The following is a 12,779-nucleotide window of genomic DNA, read 5'->3' on the forward strand; positions in this document are numbered from 1 at the left end:
CCTTAGGATTCGTCTGTTTTTTCGGCTTCGAGTAGTTCGAACGCTTGTCCGATGAGTTCTTCAAGGCGATCCCCTCCTTCTGAAAGATAAATATAACCGAGCAATGCTTCAAATGCTGTCGCGTAGCGATACGTGTGGACGTCCGTGCTCTTCGGGACAGAACCGGATTTCGCGTTCTTTCCGCGCCGAACGACCGCTGCTTCTTCTTCCGTCAGCGCATCCGTGTTCAACCAGTGCGTCACGACCGTCGCTTGTGCTTGAGCCCGAACGTACCGGACAGCTGCTTTATGCAACTCGCCCGGCTTCACATAACCTTGTTCGAGCAATCGCTCCCGCACACGAATCTCATAGACGACATCGCCCATGTACGCTAACGCGAGTGCATTCAGTTGTTTGTAGTTCTTCATCCGCGCTTCCACCGCATCCCTTGCGCTGTGTCTTCCAGCAAGATGCCTTGATCACGCAGCTGATCGCGGATTGCGTCCGCTCGTGCGAAGTCACGATTTTGACGGGCTGTGTTCCGCTCTTCGATCAACTGTTCGACTTCTTCATCGAGTAAGCCTTTGTCGACTGTCAACGTGACACCGAGGACATCTGATAATTCCGAGAAGAGTGCGAGGAACTGTTCGAGCACCTGTTTCGACACATGTGCTTCTCCAAGGTACAAGTTGGCTTCTTTCGAGAGATCGAATAAATCCGTCACAGCGTTCGCTGTATTAAAATCATCATCCATCGATGTGATGAAATGTTCCTTGATCGCCGCTAGACGATTCAACCACTTCTCGTCACCTGTTCCGAGATCAGCCGTCATGTCAAGGCGGTGTTCGATGTTTGCGACCGATTCCCGAATCCGTGCGAGACCATTCGCTGCTTGATCGATCAGTTCACGACTGTAGTTGATCGGGTGACGATACTGAACCGATAACATGAAGAAACGTAACACCATCGGATCAACCGCTTGGATCGCTTCATGGACCGTCAAGAAGTTACCGAGCGACTTCGACATCTTCTCGTTTTCGATGTTCAAGAACCCGTTATGCATCCAGTAGTTCGCGAATTTCTGTGAGTTGCATGCTTCAGACTGGGCGATCTCATTCTCATGATGCGGGAATTTCAAGTCTTGTCCACCAGCATGAATGTCGATCGTCTCCCCGAGATATTTCTTCGCCATTGCCGAGCACTCGATGTGCCAGCCTGGTCGCCCTTCGCCCCATGGACTTGTCCATGCCGGCTCTCCTGGTTTTGCTGCTTTCCAGAGCACGAAATCAAGCGGATCTTCTTTTTTCTCTCCGACTTCGATTCGTGCGCCTGCGCGCAATTCATCGATCGACTGTTGGCTCAATTGACCATAATCCTTGAAACTACGCGTCCGGAAGTAGACATCCCCGCTTGATGCGTAGGCATTGCCTTTTTCGACGAGGACTTCGATGAAGGCGATGATATCGTCCATCGTTTCCGTGACGAGTGGATGGATATCCGCTTTTTGGACATTCAAGGCGCCCGTATCCGCGTGATACGCCTCGATGAAACGTTTCGTCAACGCATGATAGTCTTCTCCGAGTTCGTTCGCTGTCCGGATGATCTTATCATCGACGTCCGTGAAGTTCGAGACATATTTAACTTCGTATCCGCGGTATGTGAAGTAGCGACGGACCGTATCGAAAACGATGGCTGGACGCGCGTTCCCGATATGAATGTAGTTGTAAACCGTCGGGCCACAGACATACATCTTGACCTTTCCTTCTTCTAATGGTTTAAATGGTTCCTTTTTTCCGGTCATGCTGTTGTACAGTTGAATCATGACGTCGCCCTCCTTTAATCCGTTCAATTTCTTGTTTTAATACTTCTAGTTCCATTTCAATCCGCTCTTGGCATTCGCTGACCGGATCCGGGAAACGATGATCAAGTGGTGCTTCGACCTTCATGCCGTCTTGAATGACGACACGTCCCGGAATGCCTACGACAGTCGCATTGGGAGGAACGTGTTTTAAGACGACGGAACTGGCACCGATTTTTGAGTATGCCCCAATCGTGATATCACCAAGGACACGGGCACCGGCAGAGACAAGTACGCCGTCTTCAATCGTCGGATGACGCTTTCCTGTTTCTTTCCCCGTTCCGCCGAGTGTCACGCCTTGAAACAACGTGACATCATCCCCAATGATCGTCGTCTCACCAATGACGACACCCATCCCGTGGTCAATAAAGAATCGGCGTCCAATCGTCGCTCCTGGATGAATCTCGATGCCTGTCAAAAAGCGACTGAACTGCGAAATTAATCGACCGAGTAAGCGAAACTTTGCGTTCCAGAGTCGATGGGCCAGGCGATGCATCCAAATCGCATGTAAGCCCGGGTATGTCAAAATGACTTCTAACGTGCTGCGGGCAGCTGGATCTTGCTCAAACACATTGCGGATATCTTCTCGTATCCGTGTCATATACGTTCTCCTCTCCATAAGAAAAAGCGCCTCTATGCATTGCTGCACAGAGACGCTAACGAAGCGCGGTCCCACTCTGTTTGGACGATTGACTCGTCCCTCTCGACGTCCGTTAACGCCGGAGATACGTCTGCGCCTACTCTCACGGATTTCGGGCAGCACTCAGAGGGGCATTTCATGATTCGCTTCTTCAAGCCCTCGCACCATTCGAGCTTGTCTCTGGAGAAGAAGACGCATCGTTACTTTCCTCGTCTACGCTTTCGTTATTCTGCTTCAAGCCGTGCAAGCACACGGTCTTTTCCTAGTAATTGAATCGTGTTCGGGAGTTCTGGACCATGCGTCTGTCCTGTCGTCGCGACACGAATTGGCATGAATAAATTCTTTCCTTTTTGACCAGTCGCTTTTTGCGTCGCTTTGATCGATGCTTTAATTGCTTCTGGTGTCCACTCTTCGAGAGCGCGTAACTGGTTCGCGAATTCTGCAAGTACAGTCGGAACCGTCTCGCCACTCAAGACAGTGTTTGCCTCTTCATCATACACCACTTCGTCCTCAAAGAACATCTCTGAAAGCTTGACGATTTCCGCGCCATGCGTCATCTGTTCGCGGTATAACGCAACGAGATCACGTGCCCAAGCGAGCTCTTCTTCTGAAGGTGACGCTTCGACGCGACCTGCTTCTTGTAAGAACGGAAGACTGGCTTCGAATACTTCTTCGAACGATTGATGTTTCATGTACTGGCTGTTGATCCAAGCCAATTTGTTTTGGTCAAAGACAGCTGGACTCTTCGACAGACGATCCGCGTCAAAGATTTCGATGAACTCTTCTTTCGTGAAGATTTCTTGTTCACCGACTGGTGACCAACCGAGAAGCGTGATGAAGTTGAGCAATGCTTCCGGGAGATAACCGAGCTCTTTATACTGCTCGATATACTGAATGATCGAGTGATCACGCTTCGAAAGTTTCTTGTGTGATTCGTTGACGATCAATGTCATGTGACCGAACGTCGGGTATTCCCAACCGAACGCATCATAGATCATCATCTGTTTCGGTGTGTTCGAAATATGATCATCCCCACGAAGAACATGGCTGATCGCCATTAAATGATCATCGATGACGACGGCAAAGTTGTACGTCGGAATGCCATCTTTTTTGACGATGACCCAGTCACCGAAGTCTTTTGATTCGAATGAGACGTCGTCTTTAACGATATCATTCCATGTATACGTGACATCTTCCGGTACACGAATCCGAATCGATGGCGTGCGACCTTCTGCGCGGAACGCTTCTTCTTGTTCTGCTGTCAGGTTACGGTGCGCTCCTGAATAACGTGGTGCTTCTCCGCGTGCGATTTGTGCTTCGCGTTCTGCTTCGAGCTCTTCCGATGTCATGTAGCAACGGTAAGCAAGTCCTTTTTCAAGTAACTCGTCCGTGTACTTTTGGTAGATATCGAGACGCTCCATTTGTGAATAAGGACCGTACTCACCACCGCGACCTGGACCTTCGTCCCAATCGACACCGAGCCACTCGAGGTTCTTCATTTGACTCTCGACACCGCCTGCGATGTTCCGCTTTTGGTCCGTATCCTCGATTCGTAATACCATCTTACCGCCTAAGTGGCGCGCAAACAGATAGTTAAATAATGCAGTCCGGGCATTCCCGATATGCAAGTGTCCTGTTGGACTTGGGGCATAACGTACTCGTACTTCTGCCATTGCCAATCACTCCTTCGACTAAAATTCGCTTATCTAGTATACCTTATTCTTCGATTCGTTTCAGTAGAATCACTGCTTGACAAGCGATTCCCTCTTCTCGTCCCGTAAAACCTAACCATTCCGTCGTCGTTGCCTTGACATTGATCTGTTCAATGTCCGCTTCGAGCAATTCCGCGATCCGCGCACGCATCGTGTCGATGTACGGACGGAGCTTTGGTGCCTGTGCGATGACTGTCGCATCTAGGTTGCCAAGCTCATACCCTTGTTGTTTAACGAGCGCGTAGACATGCTGCAGCAATTTTGCTGAATCGGCATCCTTGAATTCCGGATCCGTATCCGGAAAATGTTTTCCGATATCTCCTGCTGCGATTGCACCAAGTGCCGCGTCGGCAATCGTATGTAACAAGACGTCTGCATCCGAGTGACCGAGCAATCCTTTCGTGTGCGGAATCTCGATGCCGCCTAAAATCAATTTCCGATCCTCTGCAAAGGCATGTACATCAAAACCTTGTCCAATTCGAATCATCGTCATTTCCCTCGTTTCATTAGAATCGCTTCACCGAACCACAGATCGTCCGGTGTCGTCATCTTGATATTTTCGTAGTGACCGTGGACGATCGTTACTTTTCCTCCGTCCCATTCTATCAAACTTGCATCATCGGTTCCTAGGTATTTCGTTGCCGCTTTTTCGTGAACCGTACGAATCGTCGCAAGATCAAACGCTTGTGGTGTCTGGGCTGCCATCAGGTGTTCCCGCGGGACGGTCTCGCTGATGTGGTTCGCTTCAATCCGTTTGACCGTGTCTTTAATCGGCACGGCAAGAATCGCCGCTTTGTCTAGGACTGCCGCTTGGACGACCGCATGAATCGCTGCTTGTGAAATGAACGGTCGGGCACCATCATGGATCAGAACGATCCCTTCGCCTTCTAACGCCTCAAGACCACGGAGAACACTTTCCTGACGTTCGGCACCACCCGCGACAAGTCTAATCGATGTCTTATAAGACGCGATAATACTTGTAAACCATTCTTGTTCTAGTGGATTGATCGCAAGGACAATTTCCGTACATGCCGGATCTGCCTCGAAGACATCCAGTGTCCAAGCGATGATTGGACGGTCTCTTAGTTCAAGCATCAATTTATTACGATCTGCGCCCATCCGCTTACCGGCACCGGCAGCGGGGATGACGACGCGATATGTGGCTGTAGACATCCCATTCCCTCTTTTCTCTCTCACTGATCATCGTGGTCCATTCCATCACACCGAAAACGGACTCGATCATGAAATCGAATCCGTTACGGGGTCTATCCGAATGCCTCTCGATGTCTCTCTAGGCATAGTGTCTCATTTTTCTTGTGGTTTCGCAAAAATCATTCGTCCAGCTGATGTCTGCAAGACACTTGTGACGACAACGCCAATCGTTTTCGAAATGAGGTGTTTGCCTCCTTCAACGACGACCATCGTCCCATCTTCGAGATAGGCAATGCCCTGTTTTTGTTCTTTTCCTTCCTTGATGACAAGAACGGTCATCTCTTCTCCTGGAATGACGACTTGTTTGACGGCATTCGCCAGGTCATTGATGTTAAGAACAGGAACATGTCGGACTTCACAGACTTTATTCAAGTTATAGTCGTTCGTGACGACGATCCCTTTGACGAGTTCCGCGAGTTTGATCAGCTTAATATCGACTTCCGGTACATCCTCGAAATCGCCATCATAAATTTCGACTTCGACTCCAGGAATCTCTTGTAACTCTTTTAAGACATCGAGTCCACGACGTCCACGGTTTCGTTTCAACGTATCGGAAGAATCGGCGATGTACTGCAACTCACCGATGACGAATTGCGGGACGATCAGTTTTCCTTCGACGAAACCGGTCTTCGTGATATCCGTAATTCGTCCGTCGATGATGACGCTCGTATCGAGTACCTTGCTGTTTGATTTAACTGGGACGACGACTTCTGGCGTCGCCTTTTTCTCACTTTGGTTACTACGTAAGAAGATTTTCGTCAATTCATGACGTTTACGATACCCGACCGTAAAGCCAAGATATCCGAACAACGCGGTCACGAAGATCGTTAAGACGTTACTGAGGACAGGAATACCTACCAAATCAATCAATGTACTGACGAGGAAGGCCAGTACCAACCCAATCAACAAACCAAATGTTCCAAAAAAGAGATCTGCTACTGGGGCTTTGACGAGTCGTTCTTCTAAAAATCGGAGAAGTCGAATTACCGAATCCGTAATGAATAATCCAATTAATAAGAATATGAGTGCACCAATCGTTCCAGTTACGTATTCGCTCATCAACCATGCAGGGAATGTCGTATTCGTTGCCGTCTCAATTAATTGGAAGAACTGAGGAAGCAACAAAATCCCGAGGGCAAGTCCGAGTAATGCAAAAAATACCCGAATGACGATTTTCAATCTTCTCACCTCCTTTGCTTATTTTAAGTTCATTGTAACATGTACTGATTTGAACTACCTACGCCGGAAGGAGGGGAAACTGTTTACATATCCATTACAGTTCCCCCATTTTTTGCGTCATTCCAGCTTAAAACGGAATGGTTTCACGTAATGCTTCGTCCACACTCTCGACACCGACGACCGTAATCCCGTCCGGATACGTCCAACCCCCTAAGTTGTTTTTCGGAATGATTGCCCGTGTGAAACCGAGTTTGGCTGCTTCTGCTACACGTTGTTCAATCCGCGATACACGACGAACCTCACCTGTCAATCCGACTTCACCAATCACGACATCCGTCGGACGCGTCGGCTTGTCACGGAAACTGGAAGCAATCGCAACGCAAACCGCCAAGTCAATCGCGGGTTCATCCAGCTTCACACCCCCGGCTGCCTTAAGGTACGCATCTTGTGTCTGAAGGAGAAGACCCGATCGTTTCTCAAGGACCGCCATCAATAAGGCAACCTTGTTCTGATCGATTCCGGTCGCCATCCGTCTAGGATTCCCGAATGACGTCGGTGAAATCAGTGCTTGCAGTTCGACGAGGACCGTCCGTGTCCCTTCCATCGAAGCAACAATCGTTGAACCGGATACACCGGACGTCCGCTCCTCGAGGAAAATTTCTGACGGATTCAAGACCTCTTCAAGACCAGACTCCCGCATCTCAAAAATTCCGATCTCATTCGTTGAACCAAATCGGTTTTTGACGGCACGCAGAATCCGGAACGTATGGTGACGTTCGCCTTCGAAATACAAGACAGCATCCACCATGTGCTCCAGTAAACGTGGTCCAGCAATCGAACCTTGTTTCGTGACGTGACCGACGATGAAGATCGCAATACCGCGACTCTTCGCAATTTTCATCAGCATCGCCGTACATTCACGTACCTGTGTCACGCTCCCGGGTGCGGACTGGATTTCATCGATGTAGACGGTTTGAATCGAGTCGATGATTAAAAAACGTGGCTGTTCTTCATCGACGACACGTTCAATCATGTTCATATCCGTCTCACTCAGGACGAACAAATCCTGTGTCGGTAAGCCAAGCCGTTCCGCGCGTAATTTCGTTTGTTTGAGCGATTCTTCTCCTGAGATGTAGAGCACTTTTTCGCCACGTTGTGCAAGCCGTGCGCTCGTCTGCAGTAAGATCGTCGACTTCCCGATCCCCGGATCTCCTCCAACAAGCACCATCGAACCTGGAACGATACCGCCTCCGAGGACACGGTCGAATTCACCACTTCCGGTAAAGACGCGACTCTCTTCTTGCGAGACGATGTTCGCGAGGCGCTCTGGCTTCAATTGTTTTGTCGTCGTATGAACGAAAGCGGCACCGCGCCGTCCTTTTTTTTCTTCGACGACTTCTTCGACCATCGTGTTCCATTCCCCGCATCCTGAACAACGTCCCATCCATTTCGGGGATTCGCTCCCACAGCTTTGACAAACGAATTTTGTTTTTAACTTAGCCAATCGATTCATCCTTTCTATTTCAAAAAAAGAACCAGCTTCGCTCAGAAAGTGCGAAAGCTGGCCCTGTGCTCAGTGCTTATTCCGTTGCGGCAGAACTCACGTGATTCCGGCGAACGATGAATTCGTTCTCTTCGACATCAAGCGCAACACGTTCTCCTTTTTGGATATCGCCTGCGAGCAATGCTTCTGACAACCGGTCTTCCGCTTCCCGTTGAAGGGCACGACGGATTGGACGTGCGCCGTACTCTGGATCGTATCCGATATCGGCAATCTTCGAGAGGGCAGCTGGTGTCAATTCGAAATGAATTTCCTGTTCAGCCAAACGTTTTTCAAGGGTTTTCGCCATCAACTTCACGATCTCTTCGATGTGTTGTTTCTCGAGTGAGTGGAAGACGATCGTTTCATCAATCCGGTTCAAGAACTCTGGACGGAACGCCCGTTTGAGTTCTTCCATGACTTTATCTTTCATGTCTTTGTATTCGCGATCCGTATCTTCAGAAACAGCGAATCCGACATATTTATTACGTTTAAGGGCACTTGCACCGACGTTCGATGTCATGACGATGATCGTGTTACGGAAATCAACCGTCCGACCTTTCGAGTCTGTTAAGCGTCCATCATCAAGTACTTGCAAGAGAATGTTGAAGACTTCCGGGTGCGCCTTCTCGATTTCATCAAGTAAGATGACCGAGTATGGTTTCCGGCGAACTTTTTCAGTCAATTGACCGCCTTCTTCGTAACCGACATATCCTGGAGGTGAACCGACGAGACGGCTCGTTGCATGTTTCTCCATGTACTCTGACATGTCGATCCGGATGATCGCATCCTCATCTCCGAACATCGCTTCGGCAACCGCACGGGCGAGTTCTGTTTTACCAACCCCAGTAGGACCGAGGAAGATGAACGAACCGATCGGACGTTTTGGATCTTTCAGTCCAGCACGTGCGCGACGGATGGCTTTTGAAATTGATTTAACGGCTTCATTTTGTCCGATGACACGATCGTGAAGGATTTCTTCGAGGCGAAGGAGACGATCCGTCTCTTCTTCCGCGATCTTCGTGACCGGTACACCTGTCCAGTTGGCAACAACTTGTGCGATGTCATCTTTTGTGACTTCAAGTTTTTCGTTGCCTTGTTTATTCTGCCATTCCTCTTTCAAACGCTCAAGCTCATCGCGTAATTTTTGTTCCGTATCACGGAGGCTTGCTGCTTTTTCGAACTCTTGGCTTTGGACCGCTTCGTCCTTGTCCTTGCGGATGCCTTCAAGTTTCGCTTCGACTTCTTTTAAGTTCGGTGGTGCTGTGTATGAACGCAACCGAACTTTCGATGCCGCTTCGTCGATCAAATCGATCGCTTTATCCGGAAGGAAACGATCCGAAATGTATCGATCTGACAATGTGACGGCTTCTTGAATCGCTTCGTCTGTGATCGTCACACGGTGGTGTGCTTCATAACGATCGCGAAGACCAAATAGGATTTGTGTTGCTTCATCCGTTGTTGGCTCTGCGACTTGGATCGGTTGGAAACGACGTTCGAGTGCCGCGTCTTTCTCGATGTATTTCCGGTACTCATCAAGAGTCGTTGCTCCGATACACTGGAGCTCGCCTCGTGCGAGCGATGGTTTAAGGATGTTCGATGCATCGATCGCACCTTCTGCTCCACCCGCTCCGATCAATGTATGCAACTCATCAATGAAGAGAATGATGTTCCCCGCTTGACGAATCTCATCCATGACCTTTTTCAAACGATCTTCGAATTCACCACGGTATTTCGTACCAGCGACAAGTGTCCCCATGTCGAGTACCATAACACGTTTATTGCGTAACGTCTCCGGTACTTCATTGTTGATGATTTGTTGAGCGAGACCTTCGACGACAGCCGTTTTACCGACCCCTGGTTCCCCGATCAAGACCGGGTTATTTTTCGTCCGGCGGCTCAAGACTTCGATGACACGTTGAATTTCTTTCGCACGACCGATAACTGGATCAAGACGTGTTTCGCGCGCTTGTTGTGTCAAATCACGAGCAAGACCATCAAGTGTTGGTGTTGCGACACCTGAACCTGCTTGCGACGCGTTTGCTGTCGTTTCGCTGTTCCCGAGCAACTGGAGTACTTGCTGACGGGCTTTTGAAAGACTGATGCCCAAGTTATTCAAGACACGAGCAGCAACGCCCTCTCCTTCTCGAATCAATCCGAGCAAGAGGTGTTCTGTTCCAACGTAAGAGTGACCTAGTTTACGTGCCTCATCCATTGATAACTCGATGACTTTTTTCGCACGTGGTGTATAGTGAATCGTCGTTGCACCATCTTGTCCGCGACCGATTAATGCTTCGACTTCCATCTGAATTTTATCTGAACTGAGACCGAGTGCTGTTAAGGCTTTCGCAGCGATTCCGTCTCCTTCACGTACAAGTCCGAGTAAAATGTGTTCTGTTCCGATATTGTGGTGCCCCAACCGTACTGCCTCTTCTTGAGCAAGTGCCAATACACGTTGTGCACGTTCTGTGAATCGTCCAAACATCATTATGCAAAACCTCCTTGTGTGTGATCCCTGTTTGTCTGTTCGGTTAACATCGTCCGGATTCGTTTCGCCCGTTCGATGTCCCGTTCTCTAGATGTTAATTGTTTCCCGAAATGCTTTTGTAGAAAACCTGTTTGTAATGAAACGAGCAGTTGATGAAAAAGATTTGGAGGAAGATTGACCTCTAGTCCCAGACTGTCTGCTAAGCGAACATCCGATAGTCGTTCCGTTGCTTCCCGCGCTGTAATCAGTCGAGCTGATGTCAGGATACCGTAGGAACGATATAGTCTGTCCTCTAGTTCTTCTTGATACATCTCCAATAATCCTTTTCGTGCTGCCTGTTCTGCTTCAATTAATGCTTCGACGGCAAATTGATAGTCCGTGATCAGCATATCCTCACTTGCCCCAAGCGTCCGTTGGTTCGAAAGTTGGAACATGCGACCAGAGGCATCGCTTCCCTCGCCGTAACGCCCACGAATCGCGAATCCGAGCTGTCGTAAGTGTTTGATATAACCTTGAATCTGATTCGTCAGGACCAGTCCCGGTAAGTGCAACATCACGGAAGCACGAAGACCTGTTCCGACGTTACTCGGACACGTCGTTAAATAACCGAGCGTGTCATCAAAAGCAATTTTAAATCGTTCACTGATCAAGCGATCGACTTGTTTTGCGATCCGAAACGCTTCTTCAAGTTGAAGTCCCGGTAATAACGTCTGGATTCGGAAATGATCCTCTTCGTTTACCATGACACTGATCTGCTCATCCTCACTAATGAAGAGTCCTGTCCGCGGATGACTCGCTAACGCTGGACTGATTAGATGCTTTTCTACTAAAGCGGTTCGCGTCAGGACATCTGCTTGATCGACGCGACCAAACCGGAACCCTTTCATCCCGTTTAGTTGGCGTTCTGTCTCTTCAATGAGTGCATTGGCTTGTGCTTCTGACAACATCGTTGAGAACGGGTAACGTGTCGTATTACGCGCCAATCGGATCCGTGTCGAAACGACGATGTCGTCAAAAGGAGAAGATTGATTCATCGATTCGCTTAAAGGGTGTTGGAGCAACTCTTCAAACATGACGCAAATCCTCCTCGACACTCTCAATCTGTTGTTTTATGACTTCTGCTTCTTCATAATCTTCTGCTAAGATTTTGCGGTTGAGCTGTTCTTTGAGTCGACTGAGCTGCTGGTTCAATCGTTTTTCAACGGATTCCTCATCAGGCCGTGAGCCATAATGTTGCGTATGACCGTGTTGGAACTGACGAACCATACCGTCGACTTCGTCTTTAAAAAATGAATAACAAGTCGGGCAACCGACTTTACGAAGATGAAGCAATTGTTGACGAGTCATACCGCAAGACGGACACGCCGTCCCTTGATATTCACGTGCTAACTCCCGCACACAAACCGAGCATAAGAACTTCTCATCGGTTTCCGATTCTTGTGGAAGTTTGACACGGACGATTGCTTCTCGTTCGCCACATCGTTGACAACGCATCGTGCATTCCTCCAATGTCCGACGACTAGAGTCGCTTCATGGTTTGAAGAAGCGTCCGCATCAAGTGGGCACGCATCCGGTGTTGATCTTCGACCGCCATTGGCAAACTCTCTTTTTGCAACAGCGATTGAATCAAAATAGCTTCCCGCCGCGTCAGTAATTGTTCGTTCATCAAACGAATCAAATAATCTTCTGCAGCTTGTTCCGTCAAATGATCACCGATCCATGAACTGACTTCGTCTAATAGATCGTGACTATCGAGCACAACGATTTTTTGAATCCGAATGTATCCGCCGCCACCCCGTTTACTTTCAACGAAATAACCCTTTTCGACCGTAAAACGAGTATTAATGACATAGTTGATTTGTGATGGAACACAGTCAAAACGTTGTGCAATTTCTTGACGTTTGATTTCAATCGTCTTTTCGTCGTGTAAAATTTGCTTTAAATAGGCTTCGATGATATCTGTGATGTTTTGCATTGGCACCACCTCTCTGACCATCTTTGACTATTGTTTGATTTAATAGTAATCATCTAAAAAAAGAAATGCAACTGATAAGACTTTTTAGAAAACACAAAAAGACCGATCTGCAATCTGCAGATCGGTCAAGTGCCTGGCAACGTCCTATCCTCACAGGGGGAAGCCCCCAACTACTTTCGGCGTTCAAGTGCTTAAC

The 12,779-nt window shown here is 48.6% G+C and carries 12 protein-coding genes and 1 other annotated feature; all 12 genes read right to left on the bottom strand.

From position 1 onward, the window contains the following. Nucleotides 1-2: 2 nt before the first annotated feature. On the bottom strand, nt 3-407 hold the full coding sequence (locus KNQ14_RS16055) for a Mini-ribonuclease 3 (RefSeq protein ID WP_023466600.1): 405 nt from the start codon (nt 405-407) through the stop codon (nt 3-5). After that, complete coding sequence (cysS, locus tag KNQ14_RS16060) at nt 404-1,801, bottom strand: cysteine--tRNA ligase (protein ID WP_055966755.1); 1,398 nt, start codon at nt 1,799-1,801, stop codon at nt 404-406. Before cysS ends, KNQ14_RS16055 begins: the two co-directional genes overlap by 4 nt. Then, nucleotides 1,755-2,474, bottom strand: a complete 720-nt coding sequence (gene epsC, locus KNQ14_RS16065; RefSeq protein WP_255343794.1) for a serine O-acetyltransferase EpsC — start codon at nt 2,472-2,474, stop codon at nt 1,755-1,757. Before epsC ends, cysS begins: the two co-directional genes overlap by 47 nt. 9 nt (nt 2,475-2,483) lie before the next feature. Then, nucleotides 2,484-2,702, bottom strand: a binding site (T-box leader). Then, entirely contained in the window at nt 2,702-4,150 is a 1,449-nt protein-coding gene (gene gltX / locus KNQ14_RS16070; protein WP_023466595.1) for a glutamate--tRNA ligase, read from the bottom strand. It overlaps the preceding feature by 1 nt. A 43-nt stretch (nt 4,151-4,193) precedes the next feature. After that, complete coding sequence (ispF, locus tag KNQ14_RS16075) at nt 4,194-4,676, bottom strand: 2-C-methyl-D-erythritol 2,4-cyclodiphosphate synthase (protein ID WP_029343079.1); 483 nt, start codon at nt 4,674-4,676, stop codon at nt 4,194-4,196. A gap of 2 nt (nt 4,677-4,678) precedes the next feature. Then, entirely contained in the window at nt 4,679-5,362 is a 684-nt protein-coding gene (gene ispD, locus KNQ14_RS16080; protein ID WP_023466592.1) for a 2-C-methyl-D-erythritol 4-phosphate cytidylyltransferase, read from the bottom strand. A gap of 132 nt (nt 5,363-5,494) precedes the next feature. Continuing rightward, nucleotides 5,495-6,580 (bottom strand): PIN/TRAM domain-containing protein, encoded by a 1,086-nt coding sequence (locus KNQ14_RS16085; protein WP_023466590.1) that lies wholly within the window; start codon nt 6,578-6,580, stop codon nt 5,495-5,497. 127 nt (nt 6,581-6,707) lie between these two features. After that, entirely contained in the window at nt 6,708-8,084 is a 1,377-nt protein-coding gene (gene radA, locus KNQ14_RS16090) for a DNA repair protein RadA (protein WP_251138433.1), read from the bottom strand. 76 nt (nt 8,085-8,160) lie between these two features. After that, on the bottom strand, nt 8,161-10,608 hold the full coding sequence (gene clpC / locus KNQ14_RS16095; protein ID WP_023466588.1) for an ATP-dependent protease ATP-binding subunit ClpC: 2,448 nt from the start codon (nt 10,606-10,608) through the stop codon (nt 8,161-8,163). Beyond that, the gene (locus KNQ14_RS16100; RefSeq protein WP_023466586.1) at nt 10,608-11,681 is read right to left on the bottom strand and encodes an ATP--guanido phosphotransferase; all 1,074 of its coding nucleotides are present in this window, start codon (nt 11,679-11,681) and stop codon (nt 10,608-10,610) included. The genes clpC and KNQ14_RS16100 overlap by 1 nt, the downstream gene beginning before the upstream one ends. Continuing rightward, nucleotides 11,674-12,102: a hypothetical protein gene (locus tag KNQ14_RS16105; protein WP_023466580.1), complete on the bottom strand. Its 429-nt coding sequence runs from the start codon at nt 12,100-12,102 to the stop codon at nt 11,674-11,676. Before KNQ14_RS16105 ends, KNQ14_RS16100 begins: the two co-directional genes overlap by 8 nt. 25 nt (nt 12,103-12,127) lie before the next feature. Further along, entirely contained in the window at nt 12,128-12,583 is a 456-nt protein-coding gene (locus KNQ14_RS16110; RefSeq protein ID WP_023466578.1) for a CtsR family transcriptional regulator, read from the bottom strand. Between the last annotated feature and the right edge of the window lie 196 nt (nt 12,584-12,779).

This window comes from Exiguobacterium sp. s161, assembly GCF_018619045.1.
Classification (GTDB): domain Bacteria; phylum Bacillota; class Bacilli; order Exiguobacteriales; family Exiguobacteriaceae; genus Exiguobacterium_A; species Exiguobacterium_A indicum.

Bases quoted from the DNA above. Each gene is read 5' to 3' on its own strand.
- cysS (WP_055966755.1), bottom strand. From the start codon at position 1,801: ATGATTCAACTGTACAACAGCATGACCGGAAAAAAGGAACCATTTAAA.
- ispF (WP_029343079.1), bottom strand. From the start codon at position 4,676: ATGATTCGAATTGGACAAGGTTTTGATGTACATGCCTTTGCAGAGGAT.
- gltX (WP_023466595.1), bottom strand. From the start codon at position 4,150: ATGGCAGAAGTACGAGTACGTTATGCCCCAAGTCCAACAGGACACTTG.
- ispD (WP_023466592.1), bottom strand. From the start codon at position 5,362: ATGTCTACAGCCACATATCGCGTCGTCATCCCCGCTGCCGGTGCCGGT.
- KNQ14_RS16110 (WP_023466578.1), bottom strand. From the start codon at position 12,583: ATGCAAAACATCACAGATATCATCGAAGCCTATTTAAAGCAAATTTTA.
- KNQ14_RS16100 (WP_023466586.1), bottom strand. From the start codon at position 11,681: ATGTTTGAAGAGTTGCTCCAACACCCTTTAAGCGAATCGATGAATCAA.
- clpC (WP_023466588.1), bottom strand. From the start codon at position 10,608: ATGATGTTTGGACGATTCACAGAACGTGCACAACGTGTATTGGCACTT.
- KNQ14_RS16105 (WP_023466580.1), bottom strand. From the start codon at position 12,102: ATGCGTTGTCAACGATGTGGCGAACGAGAAGCAATCGTCCGTGTCAAA.
- KNQ14_RS16055 (WP_023466600.1), bottom strand. From the start codon at position 407: ATGAAGAACTACAAACAACTGAATGCACTCGCGTTAGCGTACATGGGC.